The sequence below is a fragment of the Lentzea sp. NPDC051208 genome, from assembly GCF_040682435.1.
Classification (GTDB): domain Bacteria; phylum Actinomycetota; class Actinomycetes; order Mycobacteriales; family Pseudonocardiaceae; genus Lentzea; species Lentzea kristufekii.
This window is the reverse complement of record NZ_JBFBAW010000003.1, coordinates 199,902-220,591: the sequence shown is the minus strand read 5'-3', so window position 1 is coordinate 220,591 and position 20,690 is coordinate 199,902. Positions and strand designations below refer to the sequence as shown.

General features: G+C 69.8%; 18 protein-coding genes. 10 read left to right on the top strand and 8 right to left on the bottom strand.

Annotation, left to right across the window (positions count from 1 at the left end):
- Positions 1–4 precede the first annotated feature (4 nt).
- Together AB0M48_RS08390 and AB0M48_RS08385 are read right to left on the bottom strand one after the other, a co-directional pair.
- On the bottom strand, positions 5–1,510 hold the full coding sequence (locus tag AB0M48_RS08390; RefSeq protein WP_363837227.1) for a M48 family metalloprotease: 1,506 nt from the start codon (positions 1,508–1,510) through the stop codon (positions 5–7).
- 122 nt (positions 1,511–1,632) lie between these two features.
- The gene (locus AB0M48_RS08385) at positions 1,633–1,800 is read right to left on the bottom strand and encodes a hypothetical protein (protein WP_363837224.1); all 168 of its coding nucleotides are present in this window, start codon (positions 1,798–1,800) and stop codon (positions 1,633–1,635) included.
- Here AB0M48_RS08385 and AB0M48_RS08380 point away from each other — a divergent pair.
- Positions 1,784–2,014, top strand: a complete 231-nt coding sequence (locus AB0M48_RS08380) for a hypothetical protein (RefSeq protein WP_363837220.1) — start codon at positions 1,784–1,786, stop codon at positions 2,012–2,014. The two genes, AB0M48_RS08385 and AB0M48_RS08380, sit on opposite strands and share 17 nt — an antisense overlap.
- Positions 2,015–2,208: 194 nt before the next feature.
- Here the strand turns inward: AB0M48_RS08380 and AB0M48_RS08375 are convergent, their stop codons facing one another.
- Together AB0M48_RS08375 and AB0M48_RS08370 are read right to left on the bottom strand one after the other, a co-directional pair.
- Positions 2,209–3,747, bottom strand: coding sequence for an alkaline phosphatase D family protein (locus AB0M48_RS08375; RefSeq protein ID WP_363837216.1), 1,539 nt, complete (start codon positions 3,745–3,747; stop codon positions 2,209–2,211).
- Positions 3,747–4,253 carry a hypothetical protein gene (locus tag AB0M48_RS08370; RefSeq protein WP_363837213.1) on the bottom strand — a complete coding sequence of 169 codons (507 nt, stop codon included), beginning with the start codon at positions 4,251–4,253 and terminating at the stop codon, positions 3,747–3,749. The genes AB0M48_RS08375 and AB0M48_RS08370 overlap by 1 nt, the downstream gene beginning before the upstream one ends.
- A 282-nt stretch (positions 4,254–4,535) precedes the next feature.
- Between AB0M48_RS08370 and AB0M48_RS08365 the strand changes: the two genes are divergently transcribed.
- Entirely contained in the window at positions 4,536–4,931 is a 396-nt protein-coding gene (locus tag AB0M48_RS08365) for a DUF3040 domain-containing protein (protein WP_090073948.1), read from the top strand.
- Positions 4,932–5,000: 69 nt separating this feature from the next.
- Here the strand turns inward: AB0M48_RS08365 and AB0M48_RS08360 are convergent, their stop codons facing one another.
- The 3 genes from AB0M48_RS08360 to AB0M48_RS08350 are packed head-to-tail and all read right to left on the bottom strand — an operon-like array spanning position 5,001 to position 9,753.
- Entirely contained in the window at positions 5,001–7,475 is a 2,475-nt protein-coding gene (locus tag AB0M48_RS08360) for a DUF3488 and transglutaminase-like domain-containing protein (RefSeq protein WP_363837209.1), read from the bottom strand.
- Entirely contained in the window at positions 7,475–8,749 is a 1,275-nt protein-coding gene (locus AB0M48_RS08355) for a DUF58 domain-containing protein (protein WP_363837205.1), read from the bottom strand. Before AB0M48_RS08355 ends, AB0M48_RS08360 begins: the two co-directional genes overlap by 1 nt.
- A gap of 2 nt (positions 8,750–8,751) precedes the next feature.
- Positions 8,752–9,753, bottom strand: coding sequence for a MoxR family ATPase (locus AB0M48_RS08350; RefSeq protein WP_319982546.1), 1,002 nt, complete (start codon positions 9,751–9,753; stop codon positions 8,752–8,754).
- Positions 9,754–10,209: 456 nt separating this feature from the next.
- On the opposite strand from AB0M48_RS08350, the gene mraZ reads away from it, so the two are divergent.
- The 5 genes from mraZ (at position 10,210) to AB0M48_RS08325 (ending at position 15,599) form a co-directional block, all read left to right on the top strand.
- A complete protein-coding gene (mraZ, locus tag AB0M48_RS08345) occupies positions 10,210–10,641 on the top strand; it encodes a division/cell wall cluster transcriptional repressor MraZ (protein ID WP_030479478.1) in 432 nt (143 codons plus the stop codon).
- Between the two features lie 167 nt (positions 10,642–10,808).
- The gene (gene rsmH / locus AB0M48_RS08340) at positions 10,809–11,762 is read left to right on the top strand and encodes a 16S rRNA (cytosine(1402)-N(4))-methyltransferase RsmH (protein ID WP_363837201.1); all 954 of its coding nucleotides are present in this window, start codon (positions 10,809–10,811) and stop codon (positions 11,760–11,762) included.
- Positions 11,759–12,322 (top strand): hypothetical protein, encoded by a 564-nt coding sequence (locus AB0M48_RS08335; protein ID WP_363837198.1) that lies wholly within the window; start codon positions 11,759–11,761, stop codon positions 12,320–12,322. Before rsmH ends, AB0M48_RS08335 begins: the two co-directional genes overlap by 4 nt.
- Entirely contained in the window at positions 12,322–14,232 is a 1,911-nt protein-coding gene (locus tag AB0M48_RS08330; RefSeq protein ID WP_363837195.1) for a penicillin-binding protein 2, read from the top strand. The genes AB0M48_RS08335 and AB0M48_RS08330 overlap by 1 nt, the downstream gene beginning before the upstream one ends.
- Positions 14,233–14,546: 314 nt before the next feature.
- Positions 14,547–15,599, top strand: a complete 1,053-nt coding sequence (locus AB0M48_RS08325) for a putative glycoside hydrolase (RefSeq protein WP_363837191.1) — start codon at positions 14,547–14,549, stop codon at positions 15,597–15,599.
- Here the strand turns inward: AB0M48_RS08325 and AB0M48_RS08320 are convergent.
- Positions 15,596–16,345 carry a universal stress protein gene (locus AB0M48_RS08320; RefSeq protein ID WP_363837188.1) on the bottom strand — a complete coding sequence of 250 codons (750 nt, stop codon included), beginning with the start codon at positions 16,343–16,345 and terminating at the stop codon, positions 15,596–15,598. The two genes, AB0M48_RS08325 and AB0M48_RS08320, sit on opposite strands and share 4 nt — an antisense overlap.
- A 276-nt stretch (positions 16,346–16,621) precedes the next feature.
- Here AB0M48_RS08320 and AB0M48_RS08315 point away from each other — a divergent pair, with 276 nt between their 5' ends.
- From AB0M48_RS08315 to mraY, 3 genes are read left to right on the top strand one after another with little or no spacing between them, the layout of a single operon-like run.
- Complete coding sequence (locus AB0M48_RS08315) at positions 16,622–18,148, top strand: UDP-N-acetylmuramoyl-L-alanyl-D-glutamate--2,6-diaminopimelate ligase (protein ID WP_363837184.1); 1,527 nt, start codon at positions 16,622–16,624, stop codon at positions 18,146–18,148.
- Positions 18,145–19,605 (top strand): UDP-N-acetylmuramoyl-tripeptide--D-alanyl-D-alanine ligase, encoded by a 1,461-nt coding sequence (gene murF, locus AB0M48_RS08310; protein ID WP_363837182.1) that lies wholly within the window; start codon positions 18,145–18,147, stop codon positions 19,603–19,605. The genes AB0M48_RS08315 and murF overlap by 4 nt, the downstream gene beginning before the upstream one ends.
- Positions 19,602–20,687, top strand: coding sequence for a phospho-N-acetylmuramoyl-pentapeptide-transferase (gene mraY, locus AB0M48_RS08305; protein WP_266043350.1), 1,086 nt, complete (start codon positions 19,602–19,604; stop codon positions 20,685–20,687). Before murF ends, mraY begins: the two co-directional genes overlap by 4 nt.
- Positions 20,688–20,690 lie beyond the last annotated feature (3 nt).

The following is a 20,690-nucleotide window of genomic DNA, read 5'->3' as shown; positions in this document are numbered from 1 at the left end:
ACGCTCAGCGCGCGGGGCGGTAGTCGGGGGCCACACCGGCGGTGACGAGCGCGGCGCGCAGGCCTTCGGTGCTGCCGTGGTCGGCGACCGCGGCGTCCAGGTGTTCAGCCATGTCGTAGTTGTGAGAGGAGGTGACGAACGTGGTTCGTCCCAGCCAGTCCAGCTCCCAGTGGGCGAGACCCGCGTCGGAGAACGCCAGTGCCACCAACGCGGACAGCTCCGGCAGCACCTCGCCGCGGGCCATCTCGCGGCGGGCTCGGGCACCGGCGTTCCTGTTGCCGGGCACCTGAGAGGCGAGGCCCGCCAGGTGTCCCGCGTCCAGGGCGTCGAGCACGGTGGTCAGTGACGGCGGCTGGTTCATCGCCGCGGCGGACGCCTGCAGCAGGCGTTCGGTGCCGCGCACGACGCGGGCTCGGGCGCCGATGTGGCCGAGCGTGGCCCAGTCAACGCGTTCCTTCGAGGCGGCGTCGGAGACGAGCGTGTTCAGCACGGCAGCGTCGAGCAGGGGCATCGGGTCGGTGAGCAGTTCCAGCGCTGGGCGGTCGCCCCAGCCCGACTCGGGTTCGAGGGCTAAGGCCTCGATCGCAGCGATCCGATCCTGCAGCGGCGGGTGGGAGTCGTACGGGCCGCGGTCCGGGTCGTGCGGGTTCTGGCGGATCTCCTCCAGCTCCCCGTGGAGCTCGGGGGAGGTGCGCAGGCGGGCGAAGCCGTCGAAGAACGTCGTGGGGAGGTAGCCGAGTTCCCACGCGACGGTCAGGTGACGGTTGGTGAAGAGGTCCCACGCGGCGTCGATCACCGGCAGTTCGCGCCAGGCGGACGCGGCGGCGGACGAGCCGGCCAGCGTGGCGGCGACGCGGTCGGCGGCGAACTCCTGCCGGCGGCTGATCGCCTGGGAGACACGGAGGTACAGCTTCGCGTAGCCGCGGAACAGCTTGGCGATCATGCGCTGGAACCAGTGCTCGGCGTTCATGTGCGAACCGGCGCGCAGCATGGCCTCACGGCCGGAGACCACGACGCCGGCGAGGCGCGTGTCCTTGTTGGCGTAGTGCCCGAGTTCGTGGGCGAGCACGGCGATGAGTTGCTTCTCGGTCAAGGAGGTGAGCAGAGGTGCACCGATGAACATCCTGCGCTTGAGGACGCGCAGCCCCAGCAAGCGGGTGTCCTCGGCGACTCCGGCGTTCACCGCGGCGAGGATCCGGACCTCGTCCGGCGGGCGGGTGCCGACGTCGGCGGCCAGGCGGCGGACGAGGTCCCAGAGCGCGGGCTGCTGCTCGGGCGTGACGAGGGTGCCCGGCACCTCGTCCCGCGCGCGGCGTTCCAGCGAGATCAGGCCCTTGACCAGCGCGTACACCACCGGCACGACGAACAGTGCCAGCTTCACGCCGACGAACGGGCGCTCGATCAGGGCGTAGGTCTCCAGCGCGAGGAGGCAGCCGATCAACCCGAAGGCGAGGACGTAGAAGCCGACGAGCATCGACACCGAAATGGCAGCACGCAACGAAACACGCATGAGTAGAGCGACCTTCCCCCAAAGCCCCCAGCGCCGCCCCCAGATGACGACAGCACGAAGTGTGCACGAGAACCCGGTCTCGACTCAATCCCGAAAGACGGCTGGCCCGAAGGGCGCAAGAATCACTCGCAGACGTTCGGCGCCGCGATCCCCGGCCCGTCCGTTCCGCTCTTCACCGACAGCAACGGCGGCGAGGGCAGGATCAACGCCGGAACGGCGAAGACCTCGTTGTCCCACAACGGCACCAATCTCGGCGAGTCGGACTGCCCCAGCGTGATCTTCGACGTCACGGCCGACGAAGGCACCTACCGGGCTGAGATGGAACACAGCCGCGGCGCGGAGCTCTCGAAGAAGGTGAGCGGCGCCTGGACTTTCAAGGCCAAGCACACCCACCGAGATCACGCACTTCCCGCTCACGGTGGTCCGCTTCGCGCCAAGACGACGGACGCGGCGGGCAACACCGGCGAGGTGACGATCATCAGCGCCTACAAGATCGCAAGCTGACCGGCTGCAAGTGACGGCCAGCCCTGCCGGTCAGAACTGACTGCCGAAGCTGAGCGGTCCGGACCGACGGCCGAAACCGACCGGCCAGAAACTGTCAGACCGGCTGAGTAGCATCGGATTCGGGGGCTCCACCCTCCGCCCAGCAGAGGCCCGGGACCCCCCGAATCCGAGCGTACTCAGCGGGTCTGACAAGTTCAGGGCCTCCGGTACTGCGCAGGCGACCCGGCCGTGACCGGATCCTCGTAACTCCCCGCCTTCCCCCGATCAACGTGGAAAGTGGTCAGCGTCGACACCGGCGACGAGGCGTCCCGCCGGTCCCCGATCACCCTCATGTGCGTGGTGAACCGCTGGGGCGTCACCTCGTACACGTCATACCCGTACCTGTTGCCCTCGAAGTACTTCAGGTGCGGGTTCGCCGCTCCCATCACCGGCCCGTTCGCCGCGTTCCACTCCGGCGAGTACGCGCCCGACGTGACCGAGTGCGCGGTGAACTCCGTGCCGATGACCGGGGACGAGACGTCGTCGAAGTCCGGCCGGATGTCGTCCACGAACGCCGAGTGCCAGTCGCCGGTCAGCACGACGAGGTCTTTCATGCCCTCGGCGGCGACGTGGCCGAGCACCTCGCGGCGTTCGGCCAGGAAACCGTCCCACTGGTCGGTGAAGTAGTAGCCGCCGCCGGTGCGGGCGAGTTGCGACAGCATGATCGAGTTGATCCACACCTGCCACGCCTCGCGGGCGCCGGAGATGCCGTCCAGGAGCCATTTCTTCTGTTCTGCGCCCAGGATCGTGCCGCCGGGCAGGTTCTGGGCGGACCGGTACTGGCGCAGGTCCAGCACGGTCAGGTCTACGAGGGAACCCCACTGGCGGCGTCGGTAGATCTGGGGTTCGAGAGCGCTCCCAGAGCGGATCGGCAGGTGCTCGTACCAGGCCTGGTAGGCGGCGGCCCGGCGCTTCACGAACGGTGCCGCGCCCTCGGTGCCGCTGTAGTCGTTGACGACCTCGTGGTCGTCCCAGGTGAGGTAGAAGGGGTGAGCGGCGTGGGCGTCGCGCAGTGACGGGTCGCCCTTGTACAAGGCGTGGCGGCGCCGGTAGTCCGCAAGGGACAGCACGGCGGGGCCTTCGTGATCACGCACGTGTGCGCCCCCGACCTGGCCGTGTTCGTAGATGTAGTCGCCCAGGTGCACGACGAAGTCCAGGTTCTCGGCGGCGATGCCGCGGTGGGCGGCGTAGAAGCCGTCGTGGAACGCCTGGCAGTTCGCCGTCGCGAACCTGACACGAGACACCGGGCCGACGGGGGCCGTGCGCGTGCGGCCGACACGGGAACGCTTGCCCAAAGCCGAGAACTGGTAGTAGTAGGTGCGACCGGGGCGGAGACCGTGCACGGGCACGTGCACGCTGTGCCCCAACAGGTTCGAGGCAGAAACGCTTCCGCCCGCGACCCGCGAACGCATGGTGCGGTCCAGTGCGATCGTCCACTCGACCTCGACGATCTCGGGCAGCGGTTGCTCGAACGCGAGCGGCTCGGGGGCCAGGCGCGTCCACAGGATCACGCTGTCCGGCAACGGATCCCCGGATCCGACGCCCAGCGTGAACGGCGCGGGCTCCCACGACGCGCCGAGGTCGAGGGCGGCCGCGTGGGCCTCGGCGGGGGACAGGCCTGCCGACAGCGGCCACACGGTGCCGAGAGCGCCGGCGGCGGCCGCGGCGCGCAGGAGATCACGTCGGTTCAGCATCAGCGGCCTCCGACCGTGAACGAGATGTTGTCGGCGTAGCCGTCGTTCGACGTGCCACCACCGGATCGGGTCATCTGAAGCGTCACCACGGCGGTGCGGCTGCCCGGCGGCACGGTGCCGCGAGCGGACCGTTCGAGCAGACCGGTGCGGCCGGAGCGCTCCTCCGCCGTCACCGGGCCGAGCACCACCAGGCCGCGCGGGGTGCCGCCGGCGTCGAGGAACTCCACCGACAGCCGGGCGCCGTCCTGCTGCGAGGCGTAGCCGCCGAGCCACGCCGACACCGCGAACTGAGACGGCCGGCGGGGCAGTGTCACGCTCTGTCGCAGCGTGCTCAGTGGCGTGTCGCCGCCGCCGAAGAACGACGCGCCGCGCTGCGCCGGACCTGGATCACCGGGCCCCGGATACCCCTGGCCCGTGTCGTACCGCAGCACGACGGGGGCGCCCGCGACGACGAGCCAGCCGGTCAGGCCCTGCTCGGCGGCGCCGTTGACGATGAGTTCGGTCATGCGACTGATCCGAGCAAGCGGGGCTGTCGCGGACGGAGCGCACGGCCGAACCAGGTGTGAACGGAAGGCCACAAGGGGCTGGATCGAGCCTCACGAAGGCCTCACCACTGCCCCAGGAGGATGATGGTGACAGAACAGACCGTATGAGAAGGCTGACTGGCTAGTCGCCGGGGCGCGCGGATCGTATCCTGGAAGGTGACGTCCCCAGGGTGGGTCGTCCGCCGGGTTCGGCGGAAACCGAAAACACCCGGCGCCCGCGACCGCTGTGCCGGAGGAGGAACGATGCCACTCTCCGAGCACGAGCAGCGACTGCTCGACCAGATCGAGCGCGCGCTCTACGCCGAGGACCCGAAGTTCGCATCTACCGTACGGGGCGCCAAGTTGCGGCGGCCGTCCAAGCGACGCCGCGTGCAGGGCATCGTGTTGTTCGTGGTCGGCGTGGCCGCGCTCATCACCGGCGTGATGCTCCCGCAGCTCTCGATCGCCAGCATCCCCGTGGTGAGTGTCTTCGGCTTCCTGCTCATGTTCTTCGGTGCTCTCATCACCCTGACGACGCTGCGTCGCGGTGACCAGGTCGCCGAAGGAGCGCAGGAGGACGGCAAGCCAGCGCGCAGCCGCAGCTCGTTCTCCGAACGGATGGAAGAGCGCTTCCGCCGTCGCTTCGACGAAGAGCAGTAACCCGATCAGAGCCTTGAAGCGAAAGGGCCCGCCACCCGATGGGAGCGGGCCCTTCGCCTTGTCCGGGACCTACACCCCGACCGGCTCCCGTTCCGGCGTGCCGGCCACCGGCGCGGGCGACGGCTTGAGCACCGACTTCGGGAACAGCTTCGCCTTCACCGACAGCGGCGCGTTCTGTCGCAACGACTGTCGCACCGCGGCCACCGCGCCGGGCAACGACGGGTCGGCGGCCGGGTTCGGGCTGTACCAGGACCGCTCGATCGCCCCGATCACCGCCCGCAGGCCGTCCCTGCCCGCGTCGTCCAGGTCGTGCTCGCGCGCCAACCGGCGGGCGGCGATCCGGATCGTCTCGGCGGCCGGTACGGGCGCACCGCGGTCGATCGACTCCGCCATGAGTTCCTTCCAGGCGGCCGAGGCCGCGCCGGGACCGAGTGCCGTCACCGCGTGCAGGTTGTTGCGCCGTCGCACGGCACGCACCAGCATCGGCGTGAGCACCACCCCGGCGATCACCAGCAGCGCCGCGAGCCACCACGACAGCAACGCCGCCGCGAGCCCCACGCCCATGAGCCACAGCCCGGCCGCGGCCGGTATCAGCAGCTTGCGCGCCCACGACACGCCCAGCAGGCCCGCACCGATCACCCCGAGCAACGCCAGCACGAGCAGGATCGACAGCAACGCGGCGAGCAGCAGCACGATGCCCAACGCCCACAGGTGCCACGACGGAGGCCCCTGAGAACTCGCCGCCGGCAACCCCTGGTCGCCGTCCGTGCCGTCGGCCGACGTGGAGGCCTGGGCCGACCCGGTCGTGGAGGGCGAGGTCGACTCGGTCTGCGTGTTCGCGGTCGGCACCTCCTCCTGGCCCGGCGCGGTCTCGCGCAGGTACGGCGGCACGATGCCGCGGCCGTCGTTGACCGGGGTCGGGTCGAACGTCATCCAGCCGTAGTTCGGGAAGAAGATCTCGACCCACGCGTGGGCGTCCTCGGTGCTGATCACGCGGTAGGAGCCGTCCCCGGACGGAACGCCGGCGGTGAAGCCGATCGCCACGCGCGACGGCAGGCCGACCACGCGGGCCATCACGGCCATCGCGGACGCGAACTGCTCGCAGTAGCCGACCTTGCCCCGCAGCACGAAGTCGGTCAGCGCGTCCGTGGTGACGTCGCCGCCGGTCTTGAGGTCGTAGGTGAACCCGCTGGTGGGGCCGTTGAAGAAGGCCGTGAGCGCGGCCGCCTTGTCGAAGTCGTTGGTGGCGCCCTCGACGGCCTTCCTGGCGAGGTCCACGATCGGCTGCTCGACCCCGTCGAACTTGTAGTACTCGCGATCGACCGCGTTCGCCTGGGTGGGTGCCAGCCGCAGCGCCTGCTTCGACGGCGTCGCCATCACCGTGTCGATCTCGTAGGCCTCCGGCTCGCGCTCCCGCTGGGTGTAGATCACACCCTTCTTCGGGTCGAACTGGTAGTCCTGGTCCGGGGTGTCGATGCGGCGGACGGCGCCGTAGGTCGGCAGCCAGAAGCTCCGCCAGTCGCGCGGCTCGATGTTGATCCGGGTGGTCTTGCCCTCGCCGCGGTCGCCCGGCTGGGGCGGAAGCTCACCGCGCGCCGGCTGGCCGCCGGGAGGGGTGCCGCGTTCCCAGCCCTTGTTCGGCACGTACTGCGCGAGCGTGGACGCCCGCATGTACGTCGGATCGGTCATGCCGCGCACGTAGAACACCTCGGCGCTGCGGCCGCGGTTGAGCATGCCGCGCAACGACGTCATCTCGCTCAGGCCGATGCCGCCCTTGCCGCCACCACCGCCGCCGCTGCCGGGCAGCCTGCCGACCGTGCCGACGAGCGTGAAGCCCGCGCCGACGACCAGCGCGATCACCATCGCGATCGCCGCCACCGAGGTCGCGGACCCGCCGGACCCGCTGGCCGACCCGGAACCGAGCCGGCCGCGCCACGCCTCGTGCCGGTGCTGGCCGTCAACCGCGAGCAGCATCGCGAACGCCGCCGCGCCCAGGACGAACGTCCAGAACGGCAGCATCTCGTCGGCCAGCGACGCGGGCACCGCGAACACGCACAGCAGCACCAGGCCGGACGCCGCCGGAGCCGCCGCGGCCACGGCCAGCGTGTCCACCAGCACCGCGACGAGGCCGATCGCCAGCACCACGAGCGCCTGGATCGCCGGTGACGCGTGCACCGGCGGTACCCCGGTCTGCACCTGCGTCACGGAGTCCGCGAGCACGTCGCCGAGTTCGCTCAGCGCGTCGGGACCGGGGAGGAACAGGAAGATGCCCGACCGCGTGTGCAGGGCCGTGAGCAGGCACAACAGCACGAAGACCTGGGCGATCGCGACCAGCGGCGGGGTCAGCCGGGTCGCCCGCAGGAACGCGCCGGTCACGGTGATCGCGACGATCACCACGCCGATCCGCACCAGCCACAGGTCGCCCTCGATCACGCCGGACAGCGCAGTGGACGCGCAGAGCACGGCCAGCGCGGCGATCCACGGCGTCGCCGAGGTGAACCACTCGGGCTCGGTGCCCTTAGAAGCAGCGGAACGGGATCCCATCAGCCCACCTCCGAGCGAAACGACGGGCCCCGGGTTCCGGCCGAGGCGCACAGCTCCTGCCACACCTGCTGCATCGAGGCGGACGGCTTCGCGATCGCCACGCCCCAGCCCGCGCCGCTCAGCAACCGCCGGGCGTCCTCGGGTTCCGGAGCGGAGGCGGCTGAGTTGCTGCTGCCACCGTCCCAGGCGTTCACGTCCAGCAACACGGCCAGGCTGCGGGTGCCGCGCGGCCGGTACCGGACCAGTTCCTCCGCCGACGCCGGCGAGAGACCGCCGAGCACCGCGATGACCTCCTGACCCGCACCGGGGTCCATGCCGCCGCTGAGCTCACGGCGGTGCGAGCCCTGCAGGGCCGCGAGCGAGTCCAGCACCACGTGGTCGCTGTGCCCGCCGTCGGACGACCCGCCCGCGAGCACCCGCCCGTCCTCGGAGACCAGGCGCACCTGGTGGCCGAAGTGGTGCAGGTGCAGGCAGATGGACGCCGCGAACGAGATCGCCCACTCCAGTGACGCCGTGGGCCCGCTGCCGCGGTGCGCGTGCACCCGGTGGTCCAGCAGGATCGTCGTGCCACCGCGCCACGGACGCTCCTCGACGCGCACCATCAGCTCGTCACGCCGGGCCGTCGACCGCCAGTGGACCTTCCGCAGGTCGTCGCCCTGGCGGTACGGCCGCACCACCGCGTCGTCCTCGCCCTGACCGGCCCGCAGCCGCACCGAGCCGTCGTCGCCCGCGCCCATGCCGGACCCGCCGGGCAGACCGGACAGCCGCACCACCCGAGGCACCACGACCAGCCGGGAACGGCCCGCGAGCTCGCGGTCGAACTCGGCGAGGCCGAACGGGTCGGTGATCCGCGCCATCAGCGGGCCGACCTGCTGGATGCCGCGCATCACCGGCTTGAGCGGGTAGCGCAACGACGTCGGCGTGTTGCGGGGCAACCGCTCCACGAGGAACCGCGGCCGCGCGCCCAGGGCGTACGGCACGGTGTCCTCCAGCATCAGCCCGCCCGTGGGCAGCCGGCCGGTGCTGCGCAGGTCGAGCTTCACCTCGGACGCCGCACCCACCGGCACCCGGCTCGGGGCGAGGAACCGGGCGGCGTGCAACCCCACCCGGGCCCTCGTCGCGAGCCACGCGGCCAGCAGGGGCAGCGCGATCACGAAGGCGGCGACCCTCAGCAGGTCGCGTTCGTTCAGCACCGCGGCGCACACTCCGGCGGCGAACCCCGCGGCCAGCAAGCATCTTCCGCGTGTGGTCAGACCGGAGAGTGCGGTGCGCATCGTTAGCGTGGCGTCCCTGCGTTGTTGTTGTTCATGCTGCGGACGAACGCCGCGCTCGGGTCGAGTGCCGCCGTCGGCACCGGCACCCGCTGCAGCAGCGCCCTGATCAGCTCGGCGGGGGACCGGCGAGCGGCCTGCGCCTCGGCGGTCATCACCAGCCGGTGCGCCAGCACCGGGATCGCCACCGCGTGGATGTCGTCCGGCACCACGAAGTCACGGCCGGCCAGCGCGGCCTGCGCGCGTGCGGCGCGGACGAGGTGCAGCGTGGAACGCGGCGAGGCACCGAGCCGCAGCTCCGGCAGGCGGCGCGTCGCCGAGACCAGCTCGACGGCGTACCTGCGGACCTCGGGCGACAGGTGCACCCGGCGCACGGCCTCGACCAGTCGCAGGATCTGCGCGGCGTCCGAGACGGGCCGCAGGTCGTCGAGCGGGTTGTGGCCCGCGTGCTCGTCGACCATCGCCAGCTCGGCCTGCGGGTCCGGGTACCCGATCGACACGCGCGCGGTGAACCTGTCGCGCTGTGCCTCCGGAAGGGCGTAGGTGCCCTCCATCTCGATCGGGTTCTGCGTCGCGATCACCATGAACGGCGAACCCAGCGGGTACGTGTTCCCGTCGACCGTGACCTGGTGCTCCTCCATGCACTCCAGCAGCGCGGACTGCGTCTTGGGGGAGGCGCGGTTGATCTCGTCGCCGACGACGATGTTCGCGAAGATCGGTCCTGGCCGGAACTCGAAGTCGTTCTCCTGCCGGTTGTAGATCGACGAGCCGGTGATGTCGCTGGGCAACAGGTCCGGCGTGAACTGCACGCGGCTCACGGTGCAGTCGATCGAGCGGGCAAGCGCTTTCGCCAGCGAGGTCTTGCCGACACCCGGCACGTCCTCGACCAGCAGGTGCCCTTCGGCGAGCAGCGTCACGAGGGCAAGGCGGACCACGTCGGGTTTGCCGACGAGCACGCGCTCGACGTTCGCGGCGATCCGCTGGACGGCGCCGTGCAACTCACCCAGAACCTGATCGACCGGCGCGTGACTGTTCGCGCTTGGGCTTCCCGGCGTCACTAAACCTCCAGCAGCCGTGTCCGGAACACGGACGTGTGAGCGTTTCACGCAGTGTGTCAAACCACGGCTAAGTGCCCTACACCTGCGGGCTACATCGGGTTCGCTCCACCAGTTTCCACCTTCCCCCACCATCTCGCCGCCACGCGCTGTTTTCGCCGAATTTTCTAGGCCGTTCGAGTGCTTATTCGGGCCTGAACTCTCACCCGCGAAGGTGGTGACGCACCAGCTCCCCCACCGTCCCCCCACGCTGTCACACGGCGTCTACCTGGGCAAACAGATCACGACATGCTGCGCGGACACCTGTTTCAACGTTGACTGTGGTGAAAAGTGGGGTACTGTGGCGGCCGGTGGGGCAGACGGGGGCTCCACTGCCGGTCGCGTCGTCCGGCAAGGGAGGTGGTTGCCGTGTTCCTGGGCACTCACTACCCGCGCCTCGACGACAAAGGCCGGCTGACACTGCCTGCGAAGTTCCGGGACGAACTGGCGGGAGGTCTCATGGTCACCAAGGGCCAGGACCACTGCCTGTACGTGTTTCCCCGGGCGGAGTTCGAGCAGATGGCGAAGAAGGTCGCCGAGGCGCCGTTCACCAACGACGCCGTACGCGCCTATCAGCGTTATCTGTTCGCAGGAACGGACGAGCAGCGTCCGGACGGTCAGGGCCGCGTCCTGATCGCACCGGAACTGCGCCGGTATGCCGGGCTGACCAAGGAGTGCGTGGTCGTCGGCGCGTTCACCAGGATGGAGATCTGGGACGCGGCGGCCTGGCAGACCTATCTCGACGAGCACGAGGACGGCTACGCCACCGCTCGCGAGGAGGTCATTCCGGGCGTCTTCTGATGGCGGTCAGCCGAGCAACAGGCCGGATGTTCCACACGCGATTCGGGTGCCGTGAGGCCTCGGTCCGCTCGACTATCGGCCCTGGCGCACCTTCCCCGGCGCCAGGTTCGACGGGCGGGCGGGGACCTGACGTCACCCGAAACGCGCATCAGGGGAGTAGAGGGACGATGGATCAGCCGCGGCACGTTCCGGTGCTGCTGGACCGCGTCCTGGAACTCTTCGCTCCAGCGCTCTCCGGCAAGCCCGCCGTCGTCGTCGACACGACGCTCGGCATGGGCGGCCATTCCGACGCGCTGTTGAGCGCCCACCCCGAGCTCACGCTCATCGGGCTCGACCGCGACCCGCAGGCCATCGAGATGGCCGGCAAGCGGCTCGCGCGCCACGGCGACCGCGTTCATCTCGTCAACGTCACCTACGACCACATCGACGAAGCCGTGGAAGACCTCGGCTACTCGCACGTGGACGGTGTGCTGATGGACCTCGGCGTGTCCTCGTTGCAGCTCGACGAGGCGGAGCGCGGGTTCGCGTACTCGAAGGACGCGCCGCTCGACATGCGGATGTCCAAGGGCACCGGCATGACGGCGGCGGACGTGCTGAACACGTACTCGCACGGCGACCTCGCGCGGGTCCTCTCCACCTACGGCGAGGAGCGGTTCGCGGGCAAGATCGCCTCCGCGGTGCTGCGGGAGCGCGAGAAGGAGCCGTTCACCAACAGCGGCCGTCTCGTCGAGCTGCTCTACGCCGTCGTGCCCGCGGCTTCGCGGCGCACCGGCGGACATCCGGCGAAGCGCACGTTCCAGGCGTTGCGGATCGAGGTCAACGGAGAGCTGGAGTCGTTGCGTCTCGCGCTGCCGGCCGCCCTGGGCGTGCTGGCCGTCGGCGGGCGGATCGTCGTGGAGTCGTACCAGTCCCTGGAGGACCGGATGGTGAAGCAGGCGCTCGCGGAGCTGGCGAAGTCCAAGACGCCGCCGGGCCTGCCGGTCGAGCTGCCGGGCCACGGGCCTGAGATCAAGTTGCTCACGAGGGGCGCGGAAGTAGCGAACGAGCAGGAGATCGAGGAAAACCCGCGTGCGGCGCCGGTGCGCCTGCGCGCGGCGGAGCGGATCGGAGCACCGAGATGACCGCACCCGCACGGGTCGGCGGGCCGTCGCCCCGCGATCCCTCGAAGGACAAGGCAGCGCAGAAGGACAAGGCCCGGCGGCGGACCGCCGGTGCCGAGCGTGCCTACGCGCGGCGGGCCCAGCGCGCCTCGAACCTGCGGGGCGGCACCGCCAACCCGCAGCAGAAGGCCGCCTCCAAGGCGCCGTTCGTCGTGCTCGTGATGCTCGTGCTGGGCGCGGGCGTCGCCGCGATCATGTACTTCTCCACCCAGGCCGCCGCCGACACCTACCGGCTGCAGGAGGCGCGGGCGGAGGCCGAGAAGCTGACGTTGCAGATGGAGCAGCTGCGCCGTGAGGTGGCGCTGCTCGAGTCGCCGACCGACCTCGCGCGCCGCGCCACCGAGATGGGCCTGGTCCAGCCGTCGAACCCGGCACGGCTGCGGCAGAACCCGGACGGCTCGATCGAGGAGTTCGGCAAGCCGAGCGCACCGACCAAGTCGACGTCACCGCCTCCTCCGTCGTCCGAGCCGCCCGCGTCCGGTCAGCCTCCCGCCGGCACCACTCCTCCGGCGGGTGGCTGATGCCCGGTCCGCAGCAGAGGGGGTCGCGACGCCCGCTGTCGGTCCGCGGCTCCCGCCCGGCCGCGCGTCTGGGCGGCAACAGCAGGCTGCGGATCGGAGTCGGCCGCGTCCTGCTGATCGGCGCCCTGGTGATCGCGGGCGTCAAGCTCGTGCAGGTGCAGGGACTGCAGGCGCAGGAGCTCTCGCTGCAGGCGCAGAAGCAGCGCACTACGCCCATCGACATCCCCGCCGAGCGCGGTTCGATCCTCGACCGCAACGGCAACCAGCTCGCGTTCTCGATCGAGGTGCGCGCGCTCTACATTCTTCCGCAGCGCGCGCGGAAGAACTGGGACGACGCCCACAAGAAGGACGAGAAGAAGTACCCAGGCACATATGAGGACCGTGCGCGCGAGATGGCGAAGTTCATCTCGTCGACGCTGGGACCCCAGGTCAACGGGGAGAAGACCGACGAGGAGACCGTCTACCAGCAGCTGGTGAAGGACATCTCCTACGAGGTCCTGGTCAGCGAGGCCGAACCGGCCAAGGCCGCGAAGATCGTCGCCAAGTACCCGGCGGAGATCGGTTCGGAGTACCGCTCCAAGCGCATCTACCCCAACGGCGACCTGGCGTCGAACATCATCGGCGCGGCGAACTGGCGCCAGGAGGAGAAGCCCCCGACCGTCCAGGGCATCCTCGGCCTGGAGAACGCCCAGGACAACGTGCTCGCGGGCCGGATGGGCCGCCGCGTGGTCGACACGATGTCGGGCGACGACACCCTCGTCATCCCGAACACCGAGCGCGAGCTCGTGAAGCCGCAGCCCGGCAAGAGCCTCGAGCTGACGATCGACATCGACACGCAGTACGCGGTCCAGCAGATGGTCAGCGACTACACCAAGAAGTCCGGCGCCAAGAACGGCTCCGCCGTCGTGCTGGACAGCCGCACCGGCGAGATCGTCGCGATGGCCAACGACAAGACGTACGACCCGACGGACTTCGGCCAGGCCTCCGAGGACCAGAAGCGCAACACCGCGGTCGCCTACAGCTTCGAGCCCGGCTCCGTGAACAAGATCGTCACGGCCGCCTCGGCCGTCGAGTACGGCCTGTTCAAACCGGACGACGTCCTGTCTGTGCCGGGGTCGATCAAGGTCGCCGACCGGACGATCAAGGACGCGTGGAACCACGGGACCGTGCCGATGTCGTTCACCGGCGTCTTCGCGAAGTCCTCCAACGTCGGCACGCTGATCGCCGCCCAGGAGGTCGGCAAGGAGCGCTACGCCGAGATGCTCCAGAAGTTCGGTCTCGGCCGCCGCACCAACTCCGGCGTCCCCGCCGAGGAGGCGGGTCAGGTCCCGCCGCTGGGCCAGTGGTCCGGCTCGACGTTCGGCAACCTGCCGATCGGCCAGGGCCTCTCCATGACGCTGCTGCAGATGACCGGCATGTACCAGGCCATCGCCAACGACGGTGTGCGCATCCCGCCGCGGCTGATCCGCGCCGAGATCGGTGAGGAGGGCGCGCGGTCGGAGAAGCAGCGTCCCGAAGGCGTGCGCGTGGTGTCGCCGGAGACCGCGAAGACCGTCCGCGACATGTTCCGCTCGGTCACGCAGTCCGACCCGCGCGACGCGAACCAGAACGGCACCGGCAAGCAGGCCGCTCTGCCCGGCTACCAGATCGCCGGCAAGACCGGCACGGCGCAGCAGATCGACCAGAACTGCAAGTGCTACTCCCAGTCCCAGTACTGGATCACGTTCGCGGGCATCCTCCCCGCCGACAACCCGCGCTACGTCGTCGGCATCATGCTCGACGCGCCGACGGGCACCCCGTTCAGCGGGTCGGCCGCGCCGCTGTTCCACGACATCGCGACCTATCTCACCCAGCGGTTCCAGGTGCCGATGTCGGCCGAGCAGACACCGTTCGTCCAGCTGCAGATGTAGCTCGTCGCGGCGGGCGCGCATTCTTATTCGGACGCGCCCGTCGTGCAAGTGATCTGAACCACGCCCAGGCGTGACGACAGAACAATTCTTTTTGACAGTGAAAAACTTTTCGCAATGAGACGCAATCCATCACGTCTAATACTCCGAAACCGGAGTGGCAAGGCGAGATGGGGTTCGGCGTGCGTTCATTCAGTATTTCGATCTTGGCGGGCGTCCTGGCGGTGACCATGGTTCCCGCAGGTCAAGCAGGTGAGGACGAATCGACGACCGAGTCGTTCTGGCTTCACATGAACAGCACCCCCATCAATGATCAAATGATCGAGACCGAGGCGCAGCGCCGTTCGCACGTGGTGCTCAACGCCTGGGAAAGCGATCTTGCCGCGAAGTTCAAGAGGGCCAATCCGAAGATCCAGACCTTCGTCTACAAGGACCTCTCGTCGACGCGCAGCTATGCGTGCTCGAACGGTGTCGACGATTCCGATCTGCCGACCGGCGTCGGGTACTGCGCGGCCGACCCGTCGTGGTTCCTGCGCGACTCCGCCGGCCACCGCCTCGAGTACGGCGGCTACGAGGGCCACTGGCAGATGGACGTCGGCAACACCGCGTACCAGAACGCCTGGGCGGACAACGTGATCGCGTCCTCGGCCCAGGTCTTCGACGGCGTCTTCATGGACAACGCGCTGTTCGCCTGCGACACCTACCACGAAGGCGTCTGCCCGGTCGCCTACCCGACCGACGAGTCGATGCGCGAGGCCTACGTCTCGATGCTCGCCGGCACCAGGCAGAAGTTCGTGGACGCGGGGCTCAAGACCGTCGCGAACATGTCCAACGCCCGCCTGCGCGACGGCGCCTGGGACTCCTACGTCGAGCACCTCGACGGCGGCTTCGACGAGTGGTGGCTGACCTTCGGCGACAAGGACCTGCTGTCCGAGTACCCGCAGGGCTGGAGCCGGCAGATCGCCGAGATCACCGCCAACGAGGCCAAGGGCAAGATCACCTGGGTCCAGCCGCACCACAGCGGCGCCGAGCAGCCGTTCCGCTACGCCTTCGCGAGCTACCTGCTGGCCAAGGGCGAGCACGCGGCGATCTCGGAGATCGAGCAGACCGACCGCTACGACAACCCCTCGCAGTGGCGCGCGGAGTACGACTGGGACCTCGGCACCCCGCTCGGCGCCCACCGCGAGGTCGCGAAGAACGTGCACCAGCGCGACTTCGAGTGCGGCACCGTGATCGTCAACGCGAACAGGACCGGTAGCGCGCCCGTCACGGTCAGGCTCGACGAGACCCAGATCGACGAGACGGGCGCCCCGGTCACCTTCGTGGCCCTGCCCGGCACGACGGGAACCGTGCTGCGCAAGGCTTGTTAAAGCGCCGCGCGGTCGTTCTGCAACGGTTCCGGCCGGGCCACCAGCACGGGACAGGACGAGTGGTAGAGCGCGGCCCGGGTGATCAGCCCGACGCCGTCGTTCTGCCCGCCGCGTCCCACGACCACCAGGTCGGAGTCCAGCTCCGCCAAGGCCTCGTGCGGATGCCGTGACTCCACCAGCACCTCGGGCGTCAGCTCGGGAGCGGTGGTGCGCAAGAACAGCACCGCCCGGCGGACCGCTGCCTCGTCACGAGGCACGGTCGCGCCGTGCTGAGCCGGCGGGTGGATGTGCAGCAGACGCAACCGTGCTCGGCGGGTGCGACAGAGCTCGACCGCGCGCCGCAGCACGACCGGGTCCTCGCACCCGCCGACGGCAGCGGTGATCCAGCCGTGTTCGCCGCGGATCGCCTTGGGACGGCCGCGCACCACCACGACTCCGCACCGCGCGCGGCGCAACACCGGGAGGACGAGGGAGCCCAGCCCCAGGCTGCGGTGCTGTTCGCCTTTGCACCCCAAGACCAAGGTCGCGCTGGAGTCCGACGCCCTCACCAGTGCGGCCACCGGGTCGTCTCCGCTCGGGCGGAAGTGGGCGGTGAGCATGGGGAGCCGTTCCAGGACTCGCTGGACCGTCGTGTCGCCGGGGTCCGCGAGGAACACCTGCAGATCCGTCCTGAGCGACCACGCGTGTCGCGCGGCCCACTCGAACGCGTGATAAGCGGTTTCGGAAGTGTCCACTCCCACCGTCACGGAACGACTGAAATCCGGTGCCCAGAACGAGAATCTCCTGGCTTCCACCGCCGAGCTGGTTCTCATCGCCGCCTCCTGCCGCTCCCTACCTCACCGCAGCCGCACCAGTGCTCACAGGGCACTAAGTCACGAAGCGGGCAGGAACTTGTTCCGCCGGACGGGCTCGCCCGCCAAGACCAGCGCGGCGGGCCACCCGAACGGCCCAGATCCTCCGATCATCACCCGAACGCCAACGCGCCGCTCGGCCACTCTGTGTACGCCGGTAGCCTCTTGCCCGTGCCTGCCAAGCTCGAGGGCAAGGTCGCGACCGCCCCGCCCCGCCCCAACGCCATTCGCCCTGCTTCCGTGGCTGCTCTCGCCGCGGTCGCCGACGTGCACCTGACCAGGCCAGCACATGCCGACGTCCAGGTGACGGGGGTGACTCTGCGTGCACAGCACGTGGTCCCCGGAGACCTGTACGCCGCGCTGCCGGGTGCCCGCGTCCACGGTGCCGACTTCGCCGAGACGGCGATCGCGAACGGTGCCGTCGCCGTGCTGACGGACGAGGCCGGAGCCGCGCGCGACTCCCTCAAAGACGTGCCCGTGCTGATCCACCCGCGCCCCCGTGAGGTCGTGGGCCTGCTCGCCGCGCACGTCTACGGACGGCCGTCGACGAAGATCAAGCTGTGGGGGGTCACCGGCACGTCCGGCAAGACCACCACCACGTACATGATCGAGTCGGTGCTGCGCGCCGCCGGGAAGAACACCGGCCTGATCGGCACGGTCGGCACCCGCATCGGCACCGAGCAGCTCGGCAGCTCGCACACCACGCCCGAGGCGCCGGACCTGCAGGCGTTGTTCGCGGTCATGGCCGAGCGCGGTGTCACCGACGTGGCGATGGAGGTGTCGAGCCACGCGCTGCACATGGGCCGCGTCGCCGCCACCGAGTTCGAGATCGGCGCGTTCACGAACCTGAGCCAGGACCACCTCGACTTCCACGCCGACATGGAGGAGTACTTCCAGGTCAAGGCGCAGCTGTTCGACGGCCGCGCGCGCAAGGAGGTCGTCTGCGTCGACGGCGACTGGGGCGAGCGGCTGGTCAAGCCCGGCACCACCACCGTCGCCACGACCAGGCCCGCCACCTGGACCGCGAGCGACGTCGAGGTGAGCCCGACCGGTGAGCAGACGTTCACCGCGCACGGCCCCGACGGCGACATCCGCATCCACCTCCCGCTCGCGGGCAGCTTCAACATCGCGAACGCCCTGCTGGCCATCGCCTGCCTGCACCTGGAGGGCATCGGCCCGGAGGCGATCGCCGAGGGCCTGAGGACCGTGCAGGTGCCCGGCCGCATGCAGCGCGTAGACGAGGGCCAGGCCTTCACGGCCGTCGTGGACTACTCGCACAAGCCCGCCGCCGTCGCGCTCGCGCTCGACGCCGTGCGCGCCAAGACCGACGGCCGGGTGATCGTCGTGCTCGGCTGCGGTGGTGACCGCGACCGGGCCAAGCGCCCGCTGATGGGCGAGGCCGCCGCCGAACGGGCCGAGGTGTTGATCATCACCGATGACAACCCCAGGACCGAAGACGCGTCCTCCATTCGGGCCGCCATGCTCGAAGGGGCCCTCGCCACCGCGAACCGGGGCGAGGTGCTCGAGATCGGCGACCGGAAGCTCGCGATCTTCAAGGCCGTGGAGCTGGCCCGTCCGGGTGACGTCGTCGTCGTGGCGGGCAAGGGACACGAGACGGGACAAGAGATCGCCGGCGTGATCCATCCGTTCTCGGACGTCGAGACGCTGACCGCCGCGATCAGAGAGGCGCACCGTTGATCGCACTCACGCTCGCCGAGATCGCTGAGATCGTCGGCGGACGCCTGCACGCGACCGATGGCAGTCCGGTGGTCACCGGCACCATCGAGTTCGACACCCGCAAGGTCACCGAGGGGGGTCTCTTCCTGGCACTGCCCGGCGAACGCGTGGACGGCCACGACTTCGCCGCGCAGGCCGTGGCGTCGGGCGCGGCCGGTGTGCTGGCGGGCCGCGAGGTCGACGCCCCGTCGGTCGTCGCGCCGCCCGTGGAGACCAAGCACGCCAACGCCTACGTGCTCGCGGGAGACCGCGGCGGCGAGGGCGCGGCGGTGCTCGCGGCGCTGGCCAAGCTCGCCCGCCACGTCACGGACCGCCTGAAGGACCTGACGATCATCGGCATCACCGGCTCGGCGGGCAAGACGTCCACCAAGGACCTGATCGCCCAGGTGCTGGCACCGGCCGGCGAGACCATCGCGCCACCCGGCTCGTTCAACAACGAGCTGGGCCACCCGTGGACCGCGCTCCGGGCCACCGAGGACACGAAGTTCCTGGTGCTGGAACTGTCCGCACGCGGCGTCGGCCACATCGCGCACCTCTGCGAGATCGCGCCGCCGCGCTTCGGTGCCGTGCTGAACGTCGGCACCGCGCACCTCAGCGAGTTCGGTTCGCGCGAGGGCATCGCACAGGGCAAGGGCGAGCTCGTCGAGTCGCTGCCGGAAGACGGCGTCGCGATCCTCAACGCCGACGACCCGCTGGTCGCGGGCATGGCGAGCCGCACGAAGGCCAAGGTCGTCCTGGTCGGCGAGAACCCGAAGGCCGACGTCCGCGCCGAGAACATCGAGCTGGACGAGCAGGCCCGTGCGAGCTTCACGCTGAAGACCGCGCAGGGCGACGCACACGTCAAGCTCGCGCTCAACGGCACGCACCAGGTGGGCAACGCACTGGTCGCCGCCGCGATCGCCCTCGAACTGGGCGCCACGCCCGCCGAGGTCGCGCAGCGACTCGGTGCGGCGGAACGGGTCTCCGCACACCGCATGGTCATCACCGACCGCGCGGACGGCGTGACCGTCATCGACGACGCCTACAACGCGAACCCCGACTCGGTGCGGGCGGCACTGAAGGCACTCGCGTCGATCTCGCGCGCCACCACGCCCGCGCGCCGCAGCTGGGCCGTCCTCGGCCCGATGGCGGAACTGGGCGACGACGCGGTGCGCGAGCACGACGAGATCGGCCGCCTGGTGGTGCGCCTCGACATCAGCAAGCTGGTCGTCGTGGGTGAGGCGGCCCGCGCGATGCACCAGGGCGCGCACCTGGAAGGATCTTGGGGAGACGAATCCGTCAGGGTGCCGGACGCGGACGCGGCGATCGAGTTGCTGCAGGGGGAAGTCCGGCCCGGTGACGTAGTGCTGGTCAAGGCATCCAACGCCTATCGCCTGTGGCGCATTGCCGAGGCCCTGCTGGAGGCAGGAACCAAGTGAAGAGCATCCTGATCGCCGCAGCGATCGCACTGGCAGTGTCGATCCTGCTGACGCCCTACCTGATCAAGATCTTCTCTCGCCAGGGCTTCGGCCAGGAGATTCGCGAGGACGGTCCGCAGCACCACAAGACCAAGCGCGGTACGCCGACCATGGGTGGCCTCGCCATCCTGGTCGCGATGTGGGCCGGTTACCTCGGCACGCACCTCGTGAACTCGATGTCGGCATCGGCGTCGGGGCAGACCCCGTCGGCGTCCGGCCTGCTCGTGCTGATGCTGACGACGTCGCTCGGCGTCGTCGGCTTCCTCGACGACTTCATCAAGATCCGCAAGGCCCGCAACCTGGGCCTGAACAAGACGGCGAAGCTGGTCGGCCAGTTCATCGCGACGATCACGTTCGCGATCCTGGTGCTGCAGTTCCCGAACAAGGACGGCCTGACGCCCGCGTCGGTCAACCTGTCGTTCGTCCGCGACATCACCGTGGTCTCGTTCGGCGTCGTCGGGTTCATCGTCTTCTGCTACGGCATGGTCGCCGCGTGGTCGAACGCCGTGAACCTCACCGACGGCCTCGACGGCCTGGCCGGCGGCTCGTCGGCGATGGTGTTCGGCACCTACGTGGTGATCTCGTTCTGGCAGTTCCGCTACAACTGCTCCAGCTACGCCGTCGCGGGCTGCTACGACGTGCGCGACCCGCTGGACCTGGCGGTGATCGCCGCGGCCGCGATGGCGGGCTGCATCGGCTTCCTCTGGTGGAACGCGGCTCCGGCCAAGATCTTCATGGGTGACACCGGCTCGCTCGCGCTCGGCGGCCTCGTCGCCGGTCTCGCGATCGCGACCCGCACCGAGCTGCTGATGATCGTCATCGGTGGTCTGTTCGTGGTCGAGGCCCTGTCGGTGGCGTTGCAGGTCGCGGTCTTCCGCACCTCACGACGGCGCCTGTTCCGCATGGCCCCCTTCCACCACCACTTCGAGCTCGCGGGCTGGGCAGAAACCACTGTCATCATCCGGTTCTGGTTGATGGCGGGCATCTGCTGCATGTTCGGGCTCGGCGTGTTCTACAGCGAGTGGCTGACGGGCGGTTTCTAGAGT

Excerpts from the sequence above, each read along its gene's own strand:
- AB0M48_RS08325 (WP_363837191.1), top strand. The coding sequence starts at position 14,547 with ATGATCGAGACCGAGGCGCAGCGCCGTTCGCACGTGGTGCTCAACGCC.
- AB0M48_RS08330 (WP_363837195.1), top strand. The coding sequence starts at position 12,322 with ATGCCCGGTCCGCAGCAGAGGGGGTCGCGACGCCCGCTGTCGGTCCGC.
- AB0M48_RS08360 (WP_363837209.1), bottom strand. The coding sequence starts at position 7,475 with ATGGGATCCCGTTCCGCTGCTTCTAAGGGCACCGAGCCCGAGTGGTTC.
- AB0M48_RS08375 (WP_363837216.1), bottom strand. The coding sequence starts at position 3,747 with ATGCTGAACCGACGTGATCTCCTGCGCGCCGCGGCCGCCGCCGGCGCT.
- AB0M48_RS08335 (WP_363837198.1), top strand. The coding sequence starts at position 11,759 with ATGACCGCACCCGCACGGGTCGGCGGGCCGTCGCCCCGCGATCCCTCG.
- AB0M48_RS08365 (WP_090073948.1), top strand. The coding sequence starts at position 4,536 with ATGCCACTCTCCGAGCACGAGCAGCGACTGCTCGACCAGATCGAGCGC.
- AB0M48_RS08390 (WP_363837227.1), bottom strand. The coding sequence starts at position 1,510 with ATGCGTGTTTCGTTGCGTGCTGCCATTTCGGTGTCGATGCTCGTCGGC.
- AB0M48_RS08355 (WP_363837205.1), bottom strand. The coding sequence starts at position 8,749 with ATGCGCACCGCACTCTCCGGTCTGACCACACGCGGAAGATGCTTGCTG.
- rsmH (WP_363837201.1), top strand. The coding sequence starts at position 10,809 with ATGGATCAGCCGCGGCACGTTCCGGTGCTGCTGGACCGCGTCCTGGAA.
- AB0M48_RS08370 (WP_363837213.1), bottom strand. The coding sequence starts at position 4,253 with ATGACCGAACTCATCGTCAACGGCGCCGCCGAGCAGGGCCTGACCGGC.